The sequence below is a fragment of the Candidatus Leptofilum sp. genome, assembly GCF_965223525.1.
Classification (GTDB): domain Bacteria; phylum Chloroflexota; class Anaerolineae; order Promineifilales; family Promineifilaceae; genus Leptofilum.
Window position 1 is genome coordinate 1,256,345 of the sequence record NZ_CBDCWX010000004.1, and the last position, 24,523, is coordinate 1,280,867.

The window sequence follows — 24,523 nt, forward strand, 5'->3', positions numbered from 1 at the left end:
AGTAATTAGGTAATTGAATTACCTAATTACAAATCTTCCAAGCACCTCACCAACTACCGCATGTTGGGGGTGCTTTTTTTTGCCAGTTGCCAAGCTGCCAGCAGCGTAACGGCCGTATGCCCCACCAAATTGAGCCAAAAGCCAGGGCCGTACCCTAGCTGCAAGCGCATTAGGTCGCTGGCAAACGGCCGTACTTCCAAATAAATCAGCGTCGGCAAAATGAGGCCGACCAAGCCAGCGACAGCTATCACCCCCCAGCGAATCTGGGATAGGTACGGCCGTTTCTGCCCACCAATCAGCGTGAGCAAACCAGCAACCAACATGACTAGGCCAATTCCCGCTATGCGCGACAAATATTCGCTTTGGCTTGGCCCGGTTAAATCTTCCAACGCTGGGAAAGCCAGCAGGCTCACCGCCACGGCTACACCACGAAAGAGCCAGGTTTGGGTACGGCCGTTTGCCCATCCCACCGTAAAAAAAAGCAGGCACAGAGCTAAAGTGATTGGCGGCAAATAAAACCAGTTGCGCTTAACGCCCAGACCCAAAAATTTAGTCCACTCCCCCATCTCAAGCCCCCAAAATTGCAGCCCGGCCGCTGGCCCCGGCAGCCACACCAAAAAGTAGCCCACCAAAATAATGGTAAAGCTGAGCAGAAACAATGTTTGCGTTTTGGGTTTCGTCATGGGAAATGCTTTTTGTGGAAATTTAGCCCTCTCCAACTCTCCCGCTGGGAGAGGGGGTTAATCTTTGAATACGGCCGTCAACACTCCATCCTCTTCTGCTTGATTGGCAAAAAACTGGGCAAGCTCCGGGCTCTGCCGCTGGCGCAACGCCAACAAAGCCACCGCCTGCACATCCTCTGGCAGCGTCTCTTCTCGCTCATCGGCGGCAGCGTGGGCACGGGCTGCCTCAAACAATGTGATTTCGGCTCGGTTTGAATCAATTGCCAGCTTTTCTACCAACGCCAAACCCAGTTCACGCGCAGCGTCGCTCACCGTGACGGTGGGTAAGCGATCCCGTGCCTGCTGGATTTCTTCTGCCAAAGCCAGCGTGCCATCTGCAAAACTGGCGGCAAACAGTTCTGGCTGTCGCTTGTAGGCCATGGCTCGTTCGTAAGCCTGGTAACGTAGTGCAAGGTCATCCAAGCCACGCACCACTGCCCGCAAACCAAAGCGATCCATCAGCTGCGGCCGTAGTCGCCCTTCTTCCGGGTTCATCGAGCCAATGAGCATCAGCCGCGCATTGTAGGTCATCTTCAGCGGGCCACGCCGCACGGTGTAATGCCCCTGTGCCGCGGCGTCTAAAATGGCGTCCGTAATCGCGTCATCAAGCAAATTTACTTCATCCATGTACAAAATGTGCCGATCTGCATGGCCCAAAATGCCGCGCTCTAACCGCACCCGATTTTGCTCCAGCGCCACCCGCTCGTTGATGCCGCCAACCACATCATCCAGCCGGGCATTCAGCGGCAGCTCAAAAATCCGCGCCTTGTCTAGCGTCGTTAATGGCTCGCCGTGCCCAAATTTAGTAGCACAATCGTTACAAACGCCGTCCATGCCTAGCTGCTCGATCATCTCTTCGGTACAGCCATGAACGCACAGGCTGTGGCGCACGGTGGGTAGCAAATCGGTGAGGGAACGAACGGCCGTTGTCTTTGCCGTACCGCGTGGGCCAATGAGCAGCACGCCACCAACTTCCGGGTTAATCAGCGACAGGGTGAGCGCTAGCTTCATCTCTACCTGCCCCACAATCGCCAAAAAGGGGAATGGTTCCCCCTCGGCACGACCCAAATCTACTTCGGGCAGTTCGGTAATTGTGGTGGCAGATGCCTGGCGCAATATGTCCAGCAGCTTGGATTGGCGTTCGATCATAGGTTTTCCTGCTGGCGTCTTTGCAGCCGCACTGCTTGCCGCTGGGCAGCACGCTCAAAGCGGGCTTTTTGCTCATCAGTTTCCAAAATGAGCGGCGGGACGGGGGCAGGACGGCCGTTCGTATCTAAAGCAACATACACAAAATAGGCGGTGTTGGTGTGCGTTACTTTTCCCGTGATCACATTTTCGGCCGTTACCACGACGCGGGTTTCCATAGAAGTACGCCCTACCCAGGTCACCTCGGCACGTACCGTCATTAAATTACCAATGTTCACAGCCGAATGGAAGTTCATCGAATCCACCGTGACGGTGACGGCGGGGCGGCGGGCGTGTTTGGTAGCCGCCATGCCGCCTGCTTCATCGCACAGCTTCATGATGAGGCCACCATGCACGTTGCCCAGGGTGTTGGCATTGGTTGGCCCCATTAGTTGGGTGAGTGTAATTTGTGAGTCAGACGACCGTTTTCCTTCCAACTTTTTCTTCCTCTTTTACTCGTTTTACTCAAATATGTTTGCAATTGTTATTCCCGCATTCGCGGGAATCCACTCAAGCAAACAAGATAGATACCCGCCTGCGCGGGCATGACACGTTGGTAAGATTGCAATTACTATTCCATATCCGGGCGGGTTTCAGAAACATAAATGAGCCGCTCAGGATACTCTTCAAACATATCAATAATTTGGTGCGGCAGCGAACGCAGCAGGGGAGCCAGGGGCATACTGGCGGGGATTTTCGGCCGTTCCGGGCGAGGCGGCGGTTCCAAACGAAGTTTTTCAGTTGGGCGGGTGCGTTTACGCAGCAATCGCTTGTCATCGCTCAAAAAGCCTAAATAGAGTCCGCCGGTATCGTACACGTCTCGCCCTACGGCAAAACCAATCCATTCGCCATCCACATTAAAAAGATTGCCTTTTGTGTAGACGCCCACCCATTCACCATCTGTACGATAAATTGGTATCATAACGCTGTCCTTGTAATGCACGGCCGTTTACACGGACGCAGCCTTTATCTTAAATTTATTCACCGTTTGCATTATAGTTGTGGGGACAGGGAGAATCAAGAATCTCCACCAAAATAGAGAGAGAGCTAATTAAAAAGTCAACATAGAAAACCGTAGGGCAAAAAATGATACAACAAATTTTGCACAGACGAGACAGTTTACTGCCTAAATTAACAAAGGATGAACAAGCTGTTGTTGATAGTGACATGCGGAAAAATGCAATTGCCAATATTGATTTTAATCTGCTCATTTTACTTTCAGCAGGGATTGCCTACTTTGGTTTGCAGCAGGACAGTTCGGCTGTCATCATTGGCGCTATGCTTGTGGCTCCTTTGATGAGCCCGATGATGGCAATGGGCTACGGCATTGTGAAAGGTAGCCTGACCCTTTTTAGGCAAGCGGCCGTTGCCACACTCATCGGAATTTCACTGGCGGTGGGTCTAACAGCTTTGGTCACTTACATCCTGCCCATCCAATCGGTAACAGACGAGATTCTGGCGCGCACCAATCCAAATCTGCTCGATCTTTTTATCGCCTTGATTTCCGGTTTGGCGGGGGCGTATGCCTTGTGTCGCAAAGAGGTATCGGCCTCGTTGCCGGGTGTAGCTATCGCGGCCTCACTGGTGCCACCTCTCTGTGTGGTAGGTTTTGGGATTGGGCGGGGCAATGAGCGCATTGCCCTAGAAGCTCTACTGCTCTTCACGACCAATCTAGCTAGCATTGTTGTCGCCAGTATTTTTATGTTTTGGGCAGTTGGCTTCCGACCCACTTCAGCCAGAAGTCAAAGATTGTTTCAAGCAACAACCTACTTTTCATTATTTGCTGTGCTATTGGTTACCATTCCTCTGACCTTTTACACGCTTCAGGAAACTACACAGTCGCGCAGGCTTGCGGCCGTTAAGGGTATTCTTGAAGAGGAGGTCAATCCGAACATTGCTCAAATAGAAGATGTTGTGGTTGAAGCTATTGAGGATGGCTTTGTGGTGGGGATGACGGTCTATTTTTACCAGCCGGAGCTAGTTGGGGATGAAGCAGCCCAACAAGCTGCAGTAGAAGATATACGCCGCCAGTTAGAAAGTGCAGTTGAAGGACCCGTGACTGTGCGCGCCCAGGTTATTCCAGCCACCCTGAGTATTTTTGAGAACCCCAGCTTGAAAATTCAGGAGGTGCAGCCGCTCATGATTCCCAACAGCGAGCCTTAATTACCAAAATCGTCAGAAGTTCAACTTTTGCTAAAAGTTGAACTTCTGAGGTGCAGTATCAAATAATATTACCACGCTCAGTACGAATAGCCTGGGTTAGTTGGGTTAGGTTATGGCGATTGCGCCAATAGTTTACCATTTCGCGGGCTTTAGCTGGCTTGCTCTCTCCTGGCAACGATTCAAAATCCATGCCCAAATCAAAACAAAGGGTTCGCAGTTCATCCAGATCAAATGAATCTACAAGCGCGTGACGAATGCGAGCCAGTTCTGCCCCTGAGATTGGCTTGGCAATAGCCGGTGTGGTGGCTTGTAACTGGGCATATTGTCGCAACCAAGTGTGGAAAACACGGCCGTTAACACACAGTTCATCTGCTTGACGCAGCAACCCGTAGCTGTGCAGGCGACGCACAACACCTTCTAATTCTAATGGCGAGACATCGAGGTCGGTTAACGGCCGTTCTCCCGCCACCGCCAATAAAATAGTCCGCTCATTTTGGCTGAAGTTGTGCCACCACTGGTCAAAATAAGGAGCCAAATCAGCCGCCAACTGCTGCCGGGCAGCTTCCGAATCAGGCACGCTGCCTGCTCGCTTATGCCGAAACCATTTTGCGGCCGTTGCCTGTACAAAAAATGGCAAAGAGCCAGCCAGTGCCTGAATTTTGCGTACTTCATCTTCTGTGAATCGCACCCCACCTTTGGCCGCGGGCGTATCAATCAGCGAGGTTGCCTCCGCTGGCTCAAGTGAAGACATGTAAATTGGCGTCGGGTAAAAAATGTTGTAGAAAGGAGACGTAGGCGGCAGCCCCAGCCGCGTTCCCAGCGTGTACAAATCCCAGTAAGAGGCCGTTACGCAGGCCAAATCATATTCCAGCACACCGGTCATGGCCCGCAGCTCAGTCAGAAAGTCGTGCGTAAACGCCTCGGTTCGCAAATGATCAAACTCGTCTAGCAGCAGCACAATGCGCGTTTCTGGAAATTGGCACAGGTATGCCTCCACGTCGTACAGTTTGGTTTGACCCCGAGGGGATTCCTTCCATAAAAAGTCTGTCTTGACGCTGCCTAATTTCATCTTCAACCGTTGCAATAGCCGATAGTAAAAATCACTCGGCGTTTTGCAAGAGGTCATATCCAAATAGACCATTGTGTACGCATCGGCGTCGGCTAAATAGTGAGACATGGTGGCAGGGTGAGCCACGTATTGCAAAAAAGAGGTCTTGCCCGCCCGGCGCACCCCCAACACGCTCACGGACTGCGCCTGGCGGCCACCAATGATCTCAAAGAAGCGTGTGGTTTGTTCATGACGGCCGTAAAAATCAGCCGGATGTTTGATAGGATGTCCAACAATGTAAGACATAAAAGTAAAGCTCCACCAAATTGTAAAATCGCCCCAAACTGACAAATAATGTAATTAAGTAATTGATCGCTTTAATTACCTAATTACTCAGTTACAGTCTTCAGGTCGTGGATAAAAGTGATCCCAACGGATGTTTACGCGCCACCCAACGGCGCAGCAAGTCGAAGGAGATGGCATAAGCGTAATCTTTGCTAATGAGCGTTGGTTCCCAGCCGTTGTGCTGTGCCAATCGCCGCTGAATTTGCCGCTCAACCGGCACGCGCGTGAGCAAGCGGCGCACCTCTAGCTGCTTTAGCGCCATATTGATGGCATCTTCAGAGTAGCTGGTTTCGCGCAGCCGCGACGAGATTTCGGCTCGTGATACGTTTTCCTCGCCAATGTCGTGCGTACCAGCTAATGAAGCCATTACGAATCGTTCGACGGCCGTACTCTCGTTCCAAAGATGCTGCAAATGGCTGTCATCCTCTTCAATTACTAGATTGATTGTTTCACGCACGTCCCCAATCGTAATCAGCTTACTGCGTCGTCCTTCCAAGTTTGTTGAACTTACCAAGCGATGGCAAATAAGCTGGCTAAAATACGGATGTCCGCGTGTCGTCAGCCAGATGCGATCCACCGCCAAATCATCATACTGAATCATTGGTGCCACCGGCTCACGAATTAACGTCTCCGTCTCTTCACGACTTAATGAATCTATCTCCCGGCTAATGCCCACATGGAAAATGATGCTCCAATAATCCTCAACCAGTTGATTCGTTCCCGCCAAAATAAACGTGATGCGTGACCGATGCTGCATCAGCGAACGCAAATACGGGAAAATGTCATGAGATAGCCGCCCCCGCTCAACACTTTCTTGCAACTGCTCCAACTCATCAATGATGAGCACAAGCAAACCGTTCGGCGGCAACCGCTCTTCAATTCCGTCCAAAAATTCGTCGAATTCGCTAAACAAAGTGCCATTTGTAGACCAATTTTCGCGTGGCTCAATGACAATGCCACGCTTGTGCAAATTGCGAATAATATGCTGGCTGAGGCGGGCAAAAAATTCTGGCATTTCGCAGCCTGCCAGCCGCTGCAAATCAATATACACCGGGTAAATTGGGTAGCCTGGATATTCCCTGATGGTTTTGCCCCGGCGACCACCAACCAACTGGTACAGCGTGGAGGTTTTGCCCATGCGCCGCTGGCCATACAAAATGAGCGTGTGTGGTTGTGTTTTGCCCAGCAAATTTTCCTCAATCCACATGAACACATCTTCGCGCCCCTGGTACAAATCTTCAGAGGCGGGCGTGAGTGGCTTGCCCACCACGTAAGGGTTATCAATGTGGAAGAGTGAGCGTTCCTGAGCCTGGAAGTTAATCGGTTTTTCGATGAGCTGACGATATTCGTGACCGCGCACATCGTAATAAGTGGCACGCAGGGTCAGGCTGGTTTGCTTTTCTCGCGGCTGTAGCCAAATTGACACCGGGAATTCCTGCCCCGCATCCAGCGTACCTACTGGCAAAACGGCCGAATCGCGCTCCGTCTCATACCCATTGGAAGGCAGCACCTCTAGCGTCACGTTTTCTACCAGGCTGCCAAACAGGGGGTTGATGAGTCGAGCCAAAACGTTTGCCCGTCCCCGGCTCACGACGACATCCTCGCTTTCCAGCTCAAAATCAAGCGACATCATCAAATCTGAGCCGGCAACGGAGGTGATTTCGCCCAGCTCTTGCAAAATCATGCGGGTGGTTTCAGAAATGGGGCGGTTGTCAATGGTGCGGAGCCGCTCAATTTCGGCGCGTGTTACCAGCACGTTTTCGCGGTCCGTGGAAAACCTCTGTGCGTACCAATCGAACTCTTCACGGGTTAGCGGGTGGCGCGGCAGCAGCTCAATTTGGAAAATGCGGAATTCGTAATCTTTAAATACGTATTCCCGACGAGAAAATTGACGCCGATTGACGGGCTTAAACTCACGCACAATGCGGTAATCTTTGGGATTGCGAATGCTGAGTTCTTCTTGTAGCTCACGCTGGATGGTTCTGGCAAAGGAGTCACGGTCGCCTTTGTGGTTATCTACCTTGCCGCCCACTAGGTTAAACATGCCCCAGTTGCTGTTCCATTGCAGTAAATATTTGCGCTCTTCGCCACTGCCAATGGTGATGGCAGCGAAGGAGCTACGCTGGCGCAGGTTGCTCAGGACTTCGGTGATTTCAGACGGCCGTTCCCCACCCTCAATGGCCTGCTTACCAGAAACCAACGCACAGCAGAGCGCCAACCGCTTGGCCCAGGGCGCGTCATCCAACCCCTTGAACTTCAAGGCCGCCATACTGTGGAAAAAGACTGCCACCGGAAAATGGTACTTGAATCGCTCCGGGCTATGGGTTTCCGCAATCTGCCGCAGCGAGAAGAGAAAGTAGAGCAAGTTTTCCGAATACATGGGGAAATGCGTGTACAAATTGTCGTACCAATCTGGCTGGAAATCACGCAGGTTTGAAAGGAAATCGTCGAAGGTGAATTCGGCCGTTTGCAGCAGCACATTTTCCACAAGCAAAGCAAACTGAGTGGCCGTGTGTTCATCCCACAGCCCTTCGTCCACCATCTCTTTGTACAGCCGGAACATAATATGCGTGCGGAACTCCACCTCCAGCTTGGCCAGATCAAAATACACATGCCCTGGTCGCGCATCTGAAAAATCAATGAACCAGACCGGCATCTCATCACTCACTTCAACCAAAATGTTGCTGGTGTTCAAATCGCCATGCACCACTGGCGACACTTGCGGAATTGGCACAATCATGTCCTCGCGCCCAATTTCCCACAGCAAGCAACGCACATTCGTAATTGGCGATAAAAAGCGGCCAGAGGCAAATTCAAAAGCATCATCCTCAAAATCAAATTCGCGCCCCGTAATTTTCTCAATGTTCTCCGCCAAAATCGTCTCATCCGTGGCAGAAACACGGCCGCGCACGCTAATGCGCTTGCCTCGCCGGAAAACCGGGTGCGTCAACATTTGCCGCTGCGACTCTTTTAAGCGAATTTTGAAGCGCAAAATTGGATGATTTTTATCCTTTAGCAAGTTAGAGATTGGGTAGCGAGAGATCAAATCATCATGCACATAAATGACGCCTTCCTGCGTATCCAGCTCGGCAACTTCAAAACCGCGCAGGGCAACGGTGGGCGTTTCGCCTTTCCGCACCGCTTCATGAATTTGGTGCAAGGCAGGATTGCCCGGCACCGCCGAAAGCGTCGTTAGCTCTTCTGCCCCAATAACAAAATCAGCCCCGTTGGCTTCCGGATCAACCAGCTCGGCGTCATCCAGCGTAAGCGCGGGTGGCAGCACACGGGCATACAGCGGTGCCCAATAACGCAGCTCTGTGTCTGAGCTGCCCGCGTATAGCTGTTCCAGGCTGTGGCGCAGCTGCCCCAGCACCTTGTCAATTAGCTCTTTCCGCACCCTGTTTTGGTCGCGCAAAAATTGGGTGAGGGTAATGGCATCTTTGTTGGAGCCAGCCAGCGTGTAGCAGGCCCCGGCTAAATGCTCACCCCGAATCATCTTGCCCTGAATTTGCCCCACCTGCCGATTTAGGCGTGGCTGAATGAGCCGTTCTTGCTTTTCTTGCACAGCTTCCAGCCTGTCGGCCACGTCAATTTTGAGGATGCGCTTGAGCTGGTGTGCTGGTTTAACCGTGTAAATGCGGGAGCCGCTAAATCCCTCATCCATGCGGAAGATTTGCACGACGTCGCTGCCAGCAAACAGCCGCTTGATGATATACCGCTCTTCTGGATTTTGGGTCAACGCTTCCAAATCAGTGTAGCTTAAACCGGGTTCAATGCGTGGCTTAACCGTTTCGCTGGCGTACTGCTCAAACAGTTCGTGCCATTTTGTAGCCGAAAACACATGTTTTTGCACTTGCTGCACCAGATCATCCACTTGCGAAGAATCTTTTAGGAAGTGCCAAGTGGCTCCGGCACGCATGAGGTTTCGCATCCGGTCATCGGCCTGGCTAGTGAAAACAACGATGGGGAGTTTCGGCCGTATTTCACGCGCCTGGGTCATAAACATGACAATCTCAGGCAATGAGTCTTGATCGGCATCAATGAAGATGAGATCAATATCTCGGTTGAGGTTAACAACGTCTAGCGCTTTGTCGAAAGCACTTTCTACGTAATATTTGAAGATGTGTGTATGAACCAAAACATTGGTCGGAAAGGTCGGGAGTGGACGATCTGTTTGCGGCTGCGAAAACGCACCGGCAACGCAAAGTGTTTTGAGTTTCATGACACCACGGAATAGTCCAGATGTCATTGTGTATCCTCCTAATCTGGTCACCGTCGTACCTGCGTGTCACGCTGGCATGCAGAACCAGTTTATTGTGACGCGCCACCTGGCAAAAGCTGATTTGCCAGCGGATTTGTGGAACCCTCTATTCTGTTAGGTACTTCAAGGTGAGCAAACCTTAATATTGGTTCTCATTATGCACGGTACTATTGTAGTTGCATAGTTCACATAATAAGAAGTTGGTACTAATCCAGTTCAGAGGACATGGGTAAAGGGTACCAATTTTGGCAAAGTGTTAACCGTTTTACAGATTGGGGTGTTGGATTTTCTGGGCAGCAAAAGTGAAAAGCTGCACGAATCTGCACAAAAAAGGTGCATATTAAAATGTAAAAACTCAGCTAACGTGTGCCAACATTTGATGGTAAATTTTTAGCAGTTGCTGGGCCGATTTTTCCCATGAAAATCGTTTGGCTTGCTCAAATCCAGCCTTTACGAGTTTGGCGCGTTGGGCATCATCTGTGAGCAAGGTGTGCATTGCATTTGTCCAACCAGCCTGATCGTTTGGGGGTAGCTGCAGAGCGGCCGTTCCGGCAACTTCTGGCAATGAGGAGCTATTGGAGGTAAGCACGGCCGTTCCGCACCCCATCGCCTCTAACAAAGGTAGGCCAAAGCCTTCGTACAAGCTAGGGAATACAAATAGCTCGGCGGCACTGTAGAGCGTTGGTAAATCATCATCATCTACAAAGCCAACAAAATGCACTCGCCCGGTCAGCCCTTGCCGCTCAACTTCGGCCAACATTTCATCGTACAGCCACCCTTTGCCGCCGGAAATGACCAGGTGGTGGGGCAGTTGCTGGGCAAGCGGCGCAAAGGCGCGGATGAGCATCTGGTAATTTTTGCGGGGCTGGAGCGTGCCGACGCTGAGAATGTAGGGAAAGTCATCAAGCTGATATTTTTGGCGAACGGCCGTTACCCTCGCTCCATCCGCCACTGGCTGAAACCGCTCATGCACGCCACTGTACAGCACCGTCACTTTTTCTGCCGACACTTGCCAAATAGTGAGCAAATCCTGCCGCGTGGCCTCAGAATCAGCCAAAATGTGGCTGGCGCGACCAATAGACCAGGGAACCACCTGGTTGAGATAGCGCACCAATTTTTCTGGGAAGACGTGTGGGTAATGCACAAAAGAGAGGTCGTGGACGGTGAGAAGGGTGGGAATACGGCCGTTTACCGGCGGCAGTACAAAATCGGGCGAATGAAACAGATCGAGCCGCCCTGTTACCCACTGCACCGGCAGGGGCAGTCGCAGACGATACCAAAGGCGGTACAGCCAACGCTCATCCAGCGGCGCAGGTTTGTAAGCGACATTCTCAGCTTGGGGCAACGGCGTGGGCACAGGTAAGTTAGCTGGCGGCTTTGCCGAAAAAAAACGGTAGCGATTGGTGGAATCAACCGCTACCAAAGCGTGGATGAGTTCTCTGGTGTACCGACCAATGCCCCCACCCTGCGTAAGAGCGGCCGTTACATCAATGCCAATTCTCATGGTCACTCAACGTCATTATAGGTCCAGTACCGATTGACAAAGAAATTCCAAAACATAACCACAATGACTGCCAAAACCAATGCCAAATTAGCACCAACGCGCACGCTGTAAGGCTCCAGGGCAGAAATAGTAGCAGCTAAATCGGTAAAGGGGGTGCTGGTAAAATAAATAATTGGTGCCCGGATAAGAATCCCTGCAATGCTCACTACCGTAAACTGCGCCAGCTGCCGCCGTACTGAGCGAGAGCGGGAATCGGGATAGGTCCAATACCGATTCCACATGAAATTACTGATGATTGCCGCGATAAATGAAAGGGTAGAGGCGAAGGTACGCGCCAAAGAGACAGTTTGTTCATCATTCAGCCCTAAACTGACAATAAAATCATGCAGAGCCGTGCCGTTATCTAGCAGCAATTCAAACGGCCGTAAACTCAAGTTAAAAATGCCAAAATCAACAATAAAGCCAATGACGCCAACCACAGCAAACTTGAAGAAGCGCTCTGCTTCCTTCTCGTTCACCCCAAATCGGCCAGCCATCCCGGCAAAAATAGAAACCATATAAATCCTCTTTAAAATTTATCCGCAGATTACGCAGATTTCTCGGTTTTACCTGGATAATCTGTTGTTTTTGGCATAGTTCAAATCAACGCAATTTTCCTTCACAAATTTGTTGCCGCGATGACGGCCCGCACGAGGGTGCTTCGCACCCCGTGCGGGGAATATTTTGGGTTTTTCACTTTTTGAGGGTGTCTCTACCCTCAAAAAGTGAAAAACCCGACTTTGTTTAGCGTCGCCTCGGCGCTTCGCGCCCGGCGACGCCCCCGACTGCGGCTGCACTTTACAAAATTTGTAAAGATGATTTTATCCAAAATGAACCATGTCTTGTTTTTGATTATCCAAAAGCTGGAGCAAGCCAAAAAGTGCGCCCAGATGAATGTAGATATTATTCACATACAGCTTATCAACCAAATGATGCACCGTGAGCGCAGTCCACACGCCCAGCAGCCCCAACGCGACGCCACGCTGCCAGCCATCCGTACGCTGAATAACACGGATAGTTTGCCAAAAAACGGCCGTCCACACCACAAAATAGGCTAGCAGCCCCACAATCCCCGTCTCAGCCAGCAAGTTCAGGTAATAGTTGTGGGCATGCCCCAGTGGATACGGCCAGTTGATAAGCGCATAATCGGCATAGGCAGGCTCATAATTGCCAAAGCCCACGCCCAGCCAGGGCTGGTCTTCGGCCATGTCTACGGCCGCTTGCCAATGCGCCAATCGCTCCAGCACCGCATAATTTTCATCGGTGATGTCCTCGCCGCGCACGTCGCCAAAGCGCAAATCGTCGCTAAAGCTGGTGATACGTTCGGTGATAGTGGCAGGCACCAAGCCAATTTGGCTACCGCCAAGCAGCAAAACGCCGCCCACGGCCAGCAGCAAAACACCCTGCCACAGCTTGCGCGGCCAAAATAGCAGCATGGCGGCAACTGCCACACTCAAACTCAGCCATGCCCCCCGACTCCAAGAAGCAATCACTGCCGCGAGGGAAACGGCCGTTACCAAGCCTACACTCAGAATCGCCAGCCAATTACGAGATCGGAAACTAGAGATTAGAGATTGGAGATTGGTACTCTTTAGTCTCCAGTCTCCAGTCTCCCACAGATAACTCAACAAAATCCCCAAACCCAAAACGGCCGTAAAATTCATAAACCCGCCAAATGGGTTCGGCTGGTTAAAGGTGCCATAGGCTCGGTAAAAACGGCCCAGCACCAAAAAATGCTCTGGCCCATCTGGTTGGAGGGCAAATTGGTAGATGCCCAACGCCGCCTGGCTCAAGCCAGCGACAAACAAAGCTGCCAACAGCCAAAGCAGCGGTGTCAGCCTGTGGCCGCCACGCTGCGTACGCCACACATTCACCCGATCCACCACCAGCAGCATGATAACCAGCATTTCTATCCACTTTAGCAGCTCTTGCAAACCAAAGCTGTATGAGGGGGCATCTATGATGGAAACGGCCGTAACCCCCACAAAAATTGCTAGCGGCACTGCCAAAAAAGTACGCGGTACAAATAGCCGCCTGTCGCGCAGGCCGTGCGCCACCCAAGCAAGCAAACTCAGCAGCAAATAAAGCTGCCCGCTGTCCAGCAGGCCAGCCTCCGTTGCCCCCAGCGGCCCGGTAACCAATGCCACAAACAGCCCCGCCATCGGCTCAACAAGAATTAGCAGCAGAACGGCCGTTCGCAGCAAAAACATTCCCCCCTCTGCCACAGAAAGCTGGGTAAGCAAGCCGCCAACCAGCACAGCTAGCAGCACAAATCCGGCTGGCTGCCACGTAGGTGGGCTAGCCAGCCGGGAGAAAATGTGGGGGAAATACGGCCGTAGTCGCTGCAAAATATGCTCTTCAAAAGACCTATCAGGTTTCCTATAAGTAAAACCTGATAGGTCTGTCTATTACCCTCAAACCTTGTCGCGGAAGAAATCTAGCGTCTGAGCCAAACCATCTGCCAACGCTACCTGCGGCTCCCAATCTAAAACCTGCTTCGCCTTGGTAATGTCTGGACGCCGCTGCTTGGGATCATCCGTAAAGCGATCATCCTTGGGCTGCACAAATACAATTTCAGAATCGCTGCGAGCAATTTCAACCACCGCATGGGCAAAATCCAAAATCGTCATCTCGTTGGGGTTGCCAATATTCACCGGCAAATCCTCATTAGAATGCAACAGGCGGTAAATCCCTTCAACCAAGTCACTATAATATTGGAAGGCACGGGTTTGGCTACCGTCACCATACACGGTTAATGGCTTGCCTGTTAATGCTTGATGGATGAAGTTGGGCACCACACGGCCGTCATTCAAGCGCATCCGGGGACCATAGGTATTAAAAATGCGGACGATGCGTGTCTCCAGGCCATGAAACCGCTGGTAAGCCAGCGTCATCGCCTCAGCAAATCGCTTTGCCTCATCATACACGCCCCGCGGCCCAATGGGATTCACATTGCCCCAATACGTTTCTGGCTGGGGGTTCACCTGCGGATCTCCGTATACCTCTGATGTGGAGGCAAGTAAATAGCGGGCTCCCTTCACCTTGGCCAATCCCAGCGTGTTATGGGTGCCGAGCGAGCCAACTTTGAGCGTGGGAATAGGATGTTCCAAATAATCGTTGGGGCTAGCGGGCGAGGCAAAATGGAGCACGGCATCAATTTCGCCGGGTACGTAGATGTAGTTGCTCACATCATGTTTCATAAAGCTAAACCGCTCATGCCCCATCAGGTGAGCAATATTGTCTATGTTGCCAGTGATCAAATTGTCCATACCCACAACAGTATGTCCTTCGGCAATAAAGCGGTCAGAAAGATGAGAACCGAGAAAGCCTGCTGCTCCGGTAATTAATACGCGCATCGTGTCTCCTTATGATTCTTGCCAAATAGACGCTGAATTTTTGAAATATTATGGGAATACGGCCGTTTGTCCATCAGAGGAGCGTCTAAATCCTGGCAATGCAGTTGAAGTTGTTCAGGTAATGGCTAATATTGTATCGTAGCCGGTGTGGGGTGACGAACGAAACGGCCGTACCATCGGCAAGCGTTCTGCCTACGAAAATAGTACGCGCCGCGCCTTGCCATTTTACTTGCTAAATACTTACATGCTCTCTGAACATACCTGCATAACTTCCCCACGAAACTCGCAAAACAAACTCCGGCACGGTATACTCACCCGCAGAATTGGAGAAAGGGAGAGGACTATGTCCAAAAGCAAAACGGCCGTTGCTAGCCACAACGACGCTACCATCCACGAAAGGCGCAAGGCTGACCATATTCGCATCAATTTGGAAGAAGATGTCCGCTTCAACAAGCTCACCACCGGGTTAGAAAATTACTTTTTCATGCACCAGGCATTGCCAGAAATCAACCTGGCAAATGTAAACACGGCTACCTCCCTCTTTGGCAAAACGCTAAACACGCCCTTGCTTATCTCCTCTATGACCGGCGGCACGGCCGAGGCTGGCCTCATCAATCGCATCCTTGCTGAAGCAGCACAGGAAGTGGGCATTGCCATGGGGCTTGGCTCGCAACGCGCCGCGCTTGAAGATGACAACCTTGCCCACACGTACCATGTGCGCCATGTAGCCCCAGATATTTTGCTTTTTGCCAATATTGGCGCAGTCCAACTAAATTACGGCTATGGCCTAGACCATTGCCACCGCGCTGTAGAGATGTGCGAAGCCGATGCGCTCATTTTGCATTTCAATGCCCTGCAAGAAGCTGTTCAGCCTGAAGGTGATGGCAATTTCGCCAATCTTTTGAACAAGGTCGAGCAAATTTGCCAAAATCTGCCAGTTCCCGTCATTGCCAAAGAAGTTGGCTGGGGCTTTGCTGAGGAAACAGCCAGGCAATTGGCCAATGCTGGCGTCGCCGCCATTGATGTGGCAGGCGCAGGTGGTACATCATGGAGCCAAGTAGAGATGTACCGTGCCCCCACTGCCAGACACGCTCGTGTCGCGGGTGCCTTTATTGATTGGGGGATACCAACGGCCGTTTCCATCCAATATTGCCGTCGTGCCGTGCCAAGCCTACCTGTCATTGCCAGCGGCGGCATCCGTAACGGCATAGACGTCGCCAAATGTATCGCCCTAGGGGCAAATTTGGTCGGCTTTGCTGGCGATTTTCTCCGCGCTGCCGATCAAAACGGCGTCGCTGGCGTTGTAGAACTTACCGAAACCGTCACCGATGAACTGCGCGTGGCCATGTTCTGTGCCGGGGCAGAAAATTTGGCTACTTTAGCCACAACGCCCTTGCATACAAATTATTTCCCTTAAAAGAAAAGAGACTAGAGATTAGCGACTGGCACCTAGTCTCTAGTCTCTAATCTCCTCTCTCCATATCTCTAACTCATGAACGAATTTAAACAACTCTCTCAAGAGATGCGCCAAGCAATTACCGCCGAAATGAAGGCGGTGCTTAATGTAATAGAAGCGCAGCCAGACCTGTTTTTTGGCATGATGCACTACCACATGGGCTGGCGCGACGAGCAGTTACAGCCCGCCAATGTGAACGCGGGCAAGCAAATTCGGCCCGTTCTTTGCCTGCTAGCTTGCCAAGCAGCAGGGGGCAGTTGGCAGCAAGCCGTGCCTGCCGCTGCTGCCATTGAGCTTCTGCACAACTTCTCACTCATCCATGACGATATTGAAGACGCCAGCCCCACCCGGCGCGGACGCAAAACATTGTGGACCATTTGGGGGCAAGAGCAAGCCATCAACGCTGGCGATGCGATGTTTGCCCTGGCGCACCTGGCGTTGCATCGTTTGGTAGATCGAGGGGTGGCGGCAGAAACGGCCGTCCACGCCCTGCGCCGCTTCGATGAGACCGGTGTGCGTCTTACCCAGGGCCAGCACGCCGATATGGATTTTGAAACGCGAGACAACGTGAGTGTGGATGATTACCTGGCGATGATTACGGGGAAAACGGCCGTGCTCCTCTCCCTCTGTGCCGAGCTTGGCGCACTCATTGCCGGGCAAGACGCCGAAACCGTGCAAAATTACGCCAAATTTGGCCTCAACCTCGGTCTCGCCTTTCAGGTAATAGACGATATTTTAGGCATTTGGGGCGACGAATCCGTCATTGGCAAATCAGCTTCCACCGACATCCTCACCAAAAAGAAAACCCTACCTGTGCTCTACGGCCTTAGCCAAAATAGCAATTTGCAACAGCTTTACCAACAAGAGACCACAGACGATGCGTTTGTGCAGCAAGCCATCCAAATATTAAACCACACAGGTGCCCGCGACGACGCTACCGAACGTGCCACCTATTATTCAGAAACCGCATTGGGCCACCTAGAAGCGGCCCAACCATCTGGGCCAGCCTCCATTGCTCTTCAGCAACTTTCAGCAATGCTGTTGCAGCGCAACTTCTAATAGCACCCCACAGCCTTATCCAAAATCAAAACGGCGACCCATTGCTAGGTCGCCGTTTTCTCTCTTACTTATGAATGGGTCACAGATGAACTATGCCTCATCCTCTGTTTCTGGTGCTTCAAGCTGCTCTTTAGCAGCTTCGGCCGCGGCAGCTTGAGCAATTGCTTCCAGCACCGCATCATCAGTGTTGTCGTCAATCATCAACGTGCCAGAGAAATCCATCCCGTCATCTAGCAGGTCTTCAGCTTCCACCTCTGGGGCTTCCAGCTCTTCCTGCTTTTCAGCGTACGCATCGAAACCGGTACCCGCGGGAATCAGCTTACCAATGATCACGTTTTCCTTCAAACCAATCAAATCATCCTCTCGGCCCGCAATGGCTGCGCTTGCCAAAACCTTAATGGTGTGCTGGAAGGAACTGGCCGACAAGAAGCTATCCGTATTCAAAGCACCTTTGGTGATGCCCAGCAAGACGGGTTCAGCCTGTGCTGGCTGACCACCCTCTTCCATAATTTCCTCATTGTTTGCCTGGAAGATTGACGTTTCAATCAATTCACCTGGCAACATTTCGGTATCACCGGAAGATGTTACCATCACCTTGCTCAACATCTTGCGAATGATCACCTCAAAATGCTTATCATGGATATTTTGACCCTGTGGCCGGTAAACCTGCTGCATTTCGCGCAGCAGATATTGCGTCACGGCATCGCGCCCTAGAATTTCCAAGATGCGGTGCGGGTTCTTGGAGCCCTCTGTTAGCTGATCCCCAGCATGAACTTCCTGACCATCAGAAATCAACAGTCGCATACCGGCCGGAATTTCGTAATCCCGCTCATCTTTGCTTTCCCAGGTCACCTTCACAGAGTTGCCATCGCGTGCTACGCGCCCACCATGACGAGCAACAACCACTTCATCTTCATTTTCAGCTAACACGCCGCCTGCTTCAATGGTGTCGTTGTCGCCAACTTTCACTTCCCAGCCATCGGTGATTTCATAAACATCGTCAATCAGCCGCACATCAGTAACAAACACATGGCGCACGCCGTCAATGACACGAATTTCAGCCAGGCCGCCAATTTCGGTAATAACAGCTTCACCTTTGGGCCGCTGCCGTGCTTCAAACAGCTCTTCAACACGGGGTAAACCCTGTGTGATGTCACCACCAGCAGAGGCAGTACCACCGGTGTGGAAGGTTCGCAAGGTCAACTGCGTTCCAGGTTCACCGATAGATTGGGCAGCTACGATGCCAACGGCCGTTCCCTTTTCTACCGGTTTGCCACGTGCCAAATCAATACCGTAACATTTGGCACAGATACCTCGGCGCATTTCGCAAGTCATCGGTGAGAAAACATACACCTCTTCAACGCCCATCTCGTCCACATGTTCAGCAATGGGATCCGTATAATACTCACCAATCTGAATATGGGTTCAGCAGGCCATTCAGCGCGGACATCGGCCCAGGTTTCGGCCCCACCGAAGATTTGCGCCAGTTCTTCCAGCGTGGCATCAGTGATAAAGTCGTTGGCACTGCTGACGGTCACAGCGAGGGCATCCGTGCCGACGCGGAATTCAATCGGTTCACGCCCGATGGCCTGGCAGCTTTCGATTTCGCCTTCACGGATGGCGCGGCTGGCGTTGGAAATATCAGTTTCGCCTGTGACGCAGAAGCGTTCAAAGCCTGCGCCGGAGCCTATGCTATCAATGCTGGGAGCGACCCCGCCGCCATCAACCCAAACTTCTGCCATGCGTTCAGCGAGCGGAAAGACCGTCGAACTGCCTGCCATGATGATGCTACCATCGCTGAAATCAAGCGGGTCTACGGCGGGAAGTTCAGCATCTTGAGCTAAAACGCTTGCTAACAATATCATCACGTATAAAACTGTGATGGTTATGCGAATCTTCTGCATACTTGCGACTCCTGGTGGAATTTTGCCCGAATAATCGTGGTGAGTAACTCTCGCACACGGACGGAACTCTAGCGCAAGCAAGTTAACAACCATCGCACTCTGCGTTAAATCTTCAGAACAGCAATTTAAACTATATTTAAAACCTATAATAATTGTGATATATCATTGCTGTATATATTTCAGGGATAAGAAATTAAAATCAGATGTACAGCACCATGCTACTATAGTACCTGAGACAGGGGCAGAGGATGCGGTATAATAGAGGTGGTCACGGTAGAGGCAAGTGAGGCGGCATGGATAAGCCGGAAAAAATAGTTACATTTACCAAACCACCCAATCAAAACCCGCTTGGAATGACCCAGCACAATTCCGAACGTTCACTGCGACTGAGTCAAATACTTGGTATAGCGGCGCTTTTTACCAGCTTATTGCTGATTGGTTTTGTGGGTTTCGTGTTTCGGCGGATCGATATTGGTCAGACCCTGCCCGGAGTAATCTGGTGGTTTAGTTTCTTCGCCGTTACTTACACGCTGTTTACAGCCAGTCTCATTCTCATCTTGCGACGCACCCTCACGCATGTTATTTCTCAGCAAACGATTTTACAGGCTATGGTTCGCAATTACCGACGACGCACCGACGAGATACAGATTGCCGCTCAGATTGCCCGTGATGCGAGTGCCGGAGCCAATCTTGATGTTATTCTTGCAGAAGCGGTGCAACTCATTTGTGAACGCTTCCACTTTTATCACGCTGCTATTTTCTTGATAGAAGAAACCGATGAAGGTGCATCGGCGGTCATGCGGGCAGTTGCCGGGACGACTCGCGGTAGCTACCAGATGCTTGAAAATCACCACCGCTTGCCTGTGGGCGGACGCAGCATCGTCGGGCATGTGGTCGCCGCAGGACAGGCACGGGTTGTTCTGGATGTACGCCAGGATGCCCAGCACCTCTTTAATCCCTTCATTCCTGAGACCCTGTCTGAAATGACAGTACCATTACAAGTCGGCGGGCATATCCTCGGCGCGATTGATATCCAGAGCCGTGAGGAAGGGGCCTTCTCGCAGCAAGATGTCATGATCTTGCAGACACTGGCTGATTTGATGGCAGTTACGATTCACAAAGCCAATTTGCATGAAGCCGCACAACAGCACGCCCAGAATCTCGAACAAAGTGTGACGGAGCGTACCCGCGAACTCGCTGCCGAACGCGCTCAATTGAATACCATTTTGGAGGCGATGGTTGAAGGTGTCGCATATTATCAGGGTCATGACCTCAAATATATCAACGCAGCGTTTACAGATATGATGGGTTATTCGCGCTCTGATTGGGAAGGGCTAACATTTATGATGCGAGCCAGTCATTTGAGCGATACCGAAGTTCACCAATTACGTGATGTGATTCAAGACGCTGTCAAGAATACGGGGATATGGCGCGGCGAAATCAAAATGCGCCGCAAAGATGGCGGTGAGTTTGATGCCCATGTGACGACTGTGGAAGTTGTAACAGGTGTTGGCGATACGATTGAAAGTGGGACAGTGGCGATAATCCGTGATATCAGCCATCAAAAAGCCCTGGAAGAGCAAAAAACACGCTTTGTGGCTTACGCTTCCCACGAACTTCGCACACCCTTGACCAACCTTAAAACGCGCCTTTACTTGCTAAAACGTCAACCGCATCTCTTCGACAAGCACTATGAAGTGTTGAGTGATGTGACTGAACGAATGCAACGCCTTGTCGATGATTTACTTGAAAAATCTCGTTTTGACCGGGGCATGATTGAATTGAATCGAGATACGAGATCCCTTAACAATCTCGTGCGGGATGTTGTAGAAATCCAACGCCCTGAAGCAGAAAAGAAGGCTTTGACACTGGCAGCGCACATGCCCCCGGAAGCGCTCATGGCTTTCATTGACGCTGACCGTATGATGCAAGTCTTGACGAATTTGGTGAGCAACGCCATCAATTACACACCTCACGCCGGACAAATTTCAGTAACGCTGCAACGCAAAAGCGATGACTACGCTGAACTCACCGTACAAGATACAGGCATTGGGATTCCACCTGACCTGGTTAATGATATATTCAATCCATTTGTGCGGGCGGATAACGTGACAGCAAAAGGCACCGGGTTGGGCCTCAATATTACCAAGCAAATTGTAGACCTGCATGATGGTGAAATTACGGTCAGCAGCCAATTAAATCAAGGAACGACTTTCACCGTCTGTCTGCCCTTAGCGCAGGTAGGAACTGCCAAGAGTGCTGCTGATTGATTTATACACTTGACTCCCACTCAATTTATCGAACATCCTCTCAATTTACCACAATGTCAAGTGGCGGCTATCGCTAGTGCTGTCTGTGATTATCTCTAACAATCACGCATAGATATATTATTGGAATTTAACCCGAAATATTCCTATGATAAAGTGTTATATAAATTTGCCAGATTCTAAATTTGTGCAGTATAAGGGTTCAGCGAGTGCCACTTGCCCTTAGAAAATCGCGTGTTCTTACCGTTTCAACCAACCGTGAGAGAGGGAGCAACTAAGCATGTTCAAGCAAAACACTCGGTTCATCGCTGTCATTAGTCTGTTGTTGCTAGTGTTTGCAACGCCGGTCATCGCGCAAGAAAATACACCAACAGCCTCGTTGCTGGTCGGGCAACGGGCGGTTGATATTCTGTCGGCTCCAAATGAAGCGGCTGATGTGTTGGGGTTTGCCCAAAACAAAGTCTTGCGAATTACAGGTATCAGCGCCAATGGGCTATTTTATCAGGTCGATTTCGACGGCGAGGTGGGCTGGATTAGTCAATTTGTGGCGGCAGATATCGAGGGCGATGTAGCGAACTTGATGATTATTGATGTTGAGACGACTGCCACAGATGATAGCAATGATGAATCAAGTACCACCCTTCCAATTCTTACGGTCAAAAGACGAGGCTCCATAAGAGAAGCTCCAAATAGTGACGCGGCAACCATTGGTGAAGTTCAATCTGGTGAGCAGTACACGATTACAGCTATCAGTCCAGATGAACGCTACTATCAGATTCAATCCGATGATATTGAAGGCTGGTTGAGTACAATTTACGTGGACGAGATTGAAGGGGATTTAAGCACGATATCCGAAACTGAGACGCAACCCTGCTTTGTTCGCACCGATGAAGTCCGCACAGTACAGGTGCGTGTCGGCTATGGCATCAATCGTGGCGTGTCTACCTTTCTCACTGCTGATACCGACTTTGAAGTGCAGGGGCAAAATATGGACGGGGATGACGGTATCTGGTATGCGCTGCTGAAAGAAGAGGCTGCGCCGGGCAAGAGTATTGAGGGGGATGTCGCGTGGGTTGCTGCCGATGATGTGGAAGCCAGTGGCGATTGTGAAGCTGTTCCGGTTATTGATGCGACAGGCATTATTCCACTGCCACCTCTAGCAGCACCTGAAACTTCTGACTCTGAAGTGGAAACTGTCGAAACACCAGACGAGGCCAGTGGACCTAAGACTGTCATCGTGTCTGCGAATGCTGGATGGGTCGATACCGGATTGTTCTTGATGGGCGGACAATCGTTTTCTATTAGTGCAACTGGACGAGCGAATATCTGGCCTGCATGTTGGAGCGCGTGTGCAGAGAATGAGTTCTGTAATCCTGAGTTCTACTGTGCTGGTGCCACCTCACATGGGCCTGGCGGTTTTGCAACTACACCTCTGGAAGACGCGCAGCCCGATGTCGCTTCTAGATTCCCGATGCCTTCTGGTCGATTCGGTGCTTTAGTTGGACGGATTGATGGTTCAGGTGCATTTCAAATTGGCACAGGAGGGACGTTTACAGCCAGTGCTGACGGTAATTTATTCCTCATCCACAACGACTTTCTCAGTGCTGAATCTATCGCGGATAATTTGGGCGCTTTCACCGTAACAGTCACTGTTCAGGAATAGGCCAAGTAGCAGTAACACATCGACTGAACTTCCGCTCCTCGCACGATAAGGGCGGGAGTCTTTTTGAACGGTGTGACGGACTGCAACAACATACCATGCACGCCTCGCAGGATATGATAAAATGTAACATGGCGCAGGATTAAGAAGGAGTGTTGCGTTTTGTTTAATCAAATCATACCCCTTATTAACCGTATCATTTTCGTCCTTACGCTGGTTTTTGTTGTCAGTAACGTCGCTATGGCACAGGATGAAACGACTACAACCCCCATGCTGGTGCTTCCCGATGGGTCGAAAGTGGGGCTGCGCGATGCTCCGGCAAGCATGGCAGAGGAGATTAACAACATTCGCGGGGCTGTTCCCCTCATCGGCATCAGCGCCAACAGCCTCTATTATCTGGTTGATTATCGCGGGCAGTTGGGTTGGGTCTTTTCTCGATGGGGGCGTGTGCAGGGCAACCTCAGTGCTGTTCCAACGCTTGATATCGACCATGTTGATGATATCCCGTTTTTGACGACCACAACATCCCTTGCACTGTACCTAATACCGGATGCAGAATCAGACACTGTGGCAGAGGTGGAGAATGGGACGTTACCACTTCTGGCTGTAACGGAAGACGAGCAATTCTACCTATTAGTATACGAAGGTCAACTTGTGTGGCTTTCTGCTGACCAATTGACCGACGATACAGAGGTTGAAGGCGACATAAGCCGTATCCCAGTAATTGTGCCACCTGATGAAATGGAACCTGAGCCATGTACTGTACAGGCTTATCAACCCGGCACTGTTGCTGTGCGGCTGGGACCCGGAACACAGCGCCTCGCCTTGACATACCTTGCTGCAAACAAAACGTTTCAGGTAATGGGACAACAAGCTGATGAGGATGGGAATATCTGGTACGCGCTAGACAAAGCAGAAGCTGCACCCCGCAAATTTATTCTGGGTGAAATAGTCTGGGTTGTGGCGGCAGAAGTTGAAATTCGGGGTGCCTGTGATGACGTGAGTAACATCGACCCCTAATCAGTCCAGCTACCAGAATAGTGTTGGTTGCAAAGTCAAGTAATGAAAATTCTCGTGGGGCTGGATGTACAAATGTATGCTCCTGATGGCGTGCTTGCCCGATTAAGATTCGCAGCGCACGAAGCGCACACGCATCACCAGACTACCCAGCCGCAACTCATCCCCATCTTGTACCGCGTAATCACGCAAGGGATAAAGTTCTGCAACCGTTGAGGAAGGTGCTGTTGCTGCTGTTTAAATCGCGCACATACACGGCTTCATCCGTGACCTGTAAGCAAGCATGGGTGCGCGATACTCCTTTTTCTAACCCACCATAGGCCGATAAGTCTAAATCTATTTGGCGTTCGTTATCCATTTGACGACCCATGATAATGTTGGACAGCCCCTCAATTGTCACTGATTGTCCATCGCGCAAGTCAAAGCGCAAGCCACATAAGTCGGGTAATTCTTGGATGGAGCGCTTGGGACGCATGAACAGGCTAAAAGGTTGTTGCAAGGTACGGGTCGGTACTTCGTCAACCTCCGCTTGTCGGT

19 protein-coding genes are annotated in these 24,523 nt (G+C 51.1%); 6 read left to right on the forward strand and 13 right to left on the reverse strand.

Going from position 1 to position 24,523, the window contains the following annotated elements:
• Positions 1–53: 53 nt before the first annotated feature.
• The 4 genes from ACOQPM_RS05475 to ACOQPM_RS05490 form a co-directional block, all read right to left on the reverse strand.
• Positions 54–683, reverse strand: coding sequence for a hypothetical protein (locus ACOQPM_RS05475; protein ID WP_420628222.1), 630 nt, complete (start codon positions 681–683; stop codon positions 54–56).
• Between the two features lie 57 nt (positions 684–740).
• Positions 741–1,871: an ATP-binding protein gene (locus tag ACOQPM_RS05480; protein ID WP_420628223.1), complete on the reverse strand. Its 1,131-nt coding sequence runs from the start codon at positions 1,869–1,871 to the stop codon at positions 741–743.
• The gene (locus ACOQPM_RS05485; protein WP_420628224.1) at positions 1,868–2,344 is read right to left on the reverse strand and encodes an acyl-CoA thioesterase; all 477 of its coding nucleotides are present in this window, start codon (positions 2,342–2,344) and stop codon (positions 1,868–1,870) included. The genes ACOQPM_RS05480 and ACOQPM_RS05485 overlap by 4 nt, the downstream gene beginning before the upstream one ends.
• Positions 2,345–2,478: 134 nt before the next feature.
• Entirely contained in the window at positions 2,479–2,850 is a 372-nt protein-coding gene (locus ACOQPM_RS05490) for a 4-fold beta flower protein (protein ID WP_420628225.1), read from the reverse strand.
• Positions 2,851–2,993: 143 nt separating this feature from the next.
• Here ACOQPM_RS05490 and ACOQPM_RS05495 point away from each other — a divergent pair, with 143 nt between their 5' ends.
• Entirely contained in the window at positions 2,994–4,070 is a 1,077-nt protein-coding gene (locus ACOQPM_RS05495; RefSeq protein ID WP_420628226.1) for a TIGR00341 family protein, read from the forward strand.
• A gap of 58 nt (positions 4,071–4,128) precedes the next feature.
• Here the strand turns inward: ACOQPM_RS05495 and ACOQPM_RS05500 are convergent, their stop codons facing one another.
• The 6 genes from ACOQPM_RS05500 to ACOQPM_RS05525 all read right to left on the reverse strand — a co-directional run bounded on the left by ACOQPM_RS05500 (position 4,129) and on the right by ACOQPM_RS05525 (position 14,623).
• Positions 4,129–5,424 (reverse strand): AAA family ATPase, encoded by a 1,296-nt coding sequence (locus ACOQPM_RS05500; RefSeq protein WP_420628227.1) that lies wholly within the window; start codon positions 5,422–5,424, stop codon positions 4,129–4,131.
• Positions 5,425–5,524: 100 nt separating this feature from the next.
• Complete coding sequence (locus ACOQPM_RS05505; RefSeq protein ID WP_420628228.1) at positions 5,525–9,712, reverse strand: phosphotransferase; 4,188 nt, start codon at positions 9,710–9,712, stop codon at positions 5,525–5,527.
• Between the two features lie 367 nt (positions 9,713–10,079).
• Positions 10,080–11,228: a glycosyltransferase family 4 protein gene (locus ACOQPM_RS05510; protein WP_420628229.1), complete on the reverse strand. Its 1,149-nt coding sequence runs from the start codon at positions 11,226–11,228 to the stop codon at positions 10,080–10,082.
• A 2-nt stretch (positions 11,229–11,230) separates the two neighbouring features.
• On the reverse strand, positions 11,231–11,785 hold the full coding sequence (locus tag ACOQPM_RS05515; RefSeq protein ID WP_420628230.1) for a GtrA family protein: 555 nt from the start codon (positions 11,783–11,785) through the stop codon (positions 11,231–11,233).
• Positions 11,786–12,088: 303 nt separating this feature from the next.
• Positions 12,089–13,615 (reverse strand): O-antigen ligase family protein, encoded by a 1,527-nt coding sequence (locus ACOQPM_RS05520; RefSeq protein WP_420628231.1) that lies wholly within the window; start codon positions 13,613–13,615, stop codon positions 12,089–12,091.
• Positions 13,616–13,681: 66 nt separating this feature from the next.
• Positions 13,682–14,623, reverse strand: coding sequence for a UDP-glucuronic acid decarboxylase family protein (locus ACOQPM_RS05525; protein WP_420628232.1), 942 nt, complete (start codon positions 14,621–14,623; stop codon positions 13,682–13,684).
• A 343-nt stretch (positions 14,624–14,966) separates the two neighbouring features.
• Here ACOQPM_RS05525 and fni point away from each other — a divergent pair, with 343 nt between their 5' ends.
• Positions 14,967–16,040 carry a type 2 isopentenyl-diphosphate Delta-isomerase gene (fni, locus tag ACOQPM_RS05530; RefSeq protein WP_420628233.1) on the forward strand — a complete coding sequence of 358 codons (1,074 nt, stop codon included), beginning with the start codon at positions 14,967–14,969 and terminating at the stop codon, positions 16,038–16,040.
• Between the two features lie 75 nt (positions 16,041–16,115).
• Entirely contained in the window at positions 16,116–17,138 is a 1,023-nt protein-coding gene (locus tag ACOQPM_RS05535; RefSeq protein WP_420628234.1) for a polyprenyl synthetase family protein, read from the forward strand.
• Positions 17,139–17,228: 90 nt separating this feature from the next.
• On the opposite strand, the gene ACOQPM_RS05540 is transcribed toward ACOQPM_RS05535, so the two are convergent.
• Together ACOQPM_RS05540 and ACOQPM_RS05545 are read right to left on the reverse strand one after the other, a co-directional pair.
• Positions 17,229–18,506 carry a hypothetical protein gene (locus tag ACOQPM_RS05540; RefSeq protein WP_420628235.1) on the reverse strand — a complete coding sequence of 426 codons (1,278 nt, stop codon included), beginning with the start codon at positions 18,504–18,506 and terminating at the stop codon, positions 17,229–17,231.
• The gene (locus ACOQPM_RS05545; RefSeq protein ID WP_420628236.1) at positions 18,470–19,042 is read right to left on the reverse strand and encodes a substrate-binding domain-containing protein; all 573 of its coding nucleotides are present in this window, start codon (positions 19,040–19,042) and stop codon (positions 18,470–18,472) included. Before ACOQPM_RS05545 ends, ACOQPM_RS05540 begins: the two co-directional genes overlap by 37 nt.
• A 293-nt stretch (positions 19,043–19,335) precedes the next feature.
• Here ACOQPM_RS05545 and ACOQPM_RS05550 point away from each other — a divergent pair, with 293 nt between their 5' ends.
• From ACOQPM_RS05550 to ACOQPM_RS05560, 3 genes are all read left to right on the forward strand, one after another.
• Positions 19,336–21,312, forward strand: a complete 1,977-nt coding sequence (locus ACOQPM_RS05550; protein ID WP_420628237.1) for an ATP-binding protein — start codon at positions 19,336–19,338, stop codon at positions 21,310–21,312.
• A gap of 277 nt (positions 21,313–21,589) precedes the next feature.
• Complete coding sequence (locus tag ACOQPM_RS05555) at positions 21,590–22,972, forward strand: SH3 domain-containing protein (RefSeq protein WP_420628238.1); 1,383 nt, start codon at positions 21,590–21,592, stop codon at positions 22,970–22,972.
• Positions 22,973–23,131: 159 nt separating this feature from the next.
• Positions 23,132–23,989 carry a hypothetical protein gene (locus ACOQPM_RS05560; protein WP_420628239.1) on the forward strand — a complete coding sequence of 286 codons (858 nt, stop codon included), beginning with the start codon at positions 23,132–23,134 and terminating at the stop codon, positions 23,987–23,989.
• Positions 23,990–24,170: 181 nt separating this feature from the next.
• Here ACOQPM_RS05560 and ACOQPM_RS05565 read toward each other — a convergent pair.
• A partial coding sequence (locus tag ACOQPM_RS05565; RefSeq protein ID WP_420628240.1) for an FHA domain-containing protein occupies positions 24,171–24,523 on the reverse strand: 353 nt, incomplete at its 5' end.

Coding starts and splice junctions, on each gene's coding strand:
- ACOQPM_RS05480 (WP_420628223.1), bottom strand. CDS start 1,871: ATGATCGAACGCCAATCCAAGCTGCTGGACATATTGCGCCAGGCATCT.
- ACOQPM_RS05500 (WP_420628227.1), bottom strand. CDS start 5,424: ATGTCTTACATTGTTGGACATCCTATCAAACATCCGGCTGATTTTTAC.
- fni (WP_420628233.1), top strand. CDS start 14,967: ATGTCCAAAAGCAAAACGGCCGTTGCTAGCCACAACGACGCTACCATC.
- ACOQPM_RS05550 (WP_420628237.1), top strand. CDS start 19,336: ATGGATAAGCCGGAAAAAATAGTTACATTTACCAAACCACCCAATCAA.
- ACOQPM_RS05555 (WP_420628238.1), top strand. CDS start 21,590: ATGTTCAAGCAAAACACTCGGTTCATCGCTGTCATTAGTCTGTTGTTG.
- ACOQPM_RS05535 (WP_420628234.1), top strand. CDS start 16,116: ATGAACGAATTTAAACAACTCTCTCAAGAGATGCGCCAAGCAATTACC.
- ACOQPM_RS05475 (WP_420628222.1), bottom strand. CDS start 683: ATGACGAAACCCAAAACGCAAACATTGTTTCTGCTCAGCTTTACCATT.
- ACOQPM_RS05545 (WP_420628236.1), bottom strand. CDS start 19,042: ATGCAGAAGATTCGCATAACCATCACAGTTTTATACGTGATGATATTG.
- ACOQPM_RS05495 (WP_420628226.1), top strand. CDS start 2,994: ATGATACAACAAATTTTGCACAGACGAGACAGTTTACTGCCTAAATTA.
- ACOQPM_RS05510 (WP_420628229.1), bottom strand. CDS start 11,228: ATGAGAATTGGCATTGATGTAACGGCCGCTCTTACGCAGGGTGGGGGC.
- ACOQPM_RS05515 (WP_420628230.1), bottom strand. CDS start 11,785: ATGGTTTCTATTTTTGCCGGGATGGCTGGCCGATTTGGGGTGAACGAG.
- ACOQPM_RS05540 (WP_420628235.1), bottom strand. CDS start 18,506: ATGGGCGTTGAAGAGGTGTATGTTTTCTCACCGATGACTTGCGAAATG.
- ACOQPM_RS05505 (WP_420628228.1), bottom strand. CDS start 9,712: ATGACATCTGGACTATTCCGTGGTGTCATGAAACTCAAAACACTTTGC.
- ACOQPM_RS05525 (WP_420628232.1), bottom strand. CDS start 14,623: ATGCGCGTATTAATTACCGGAGCAGCAGGCTTTCTCGGTTCTCATCTT.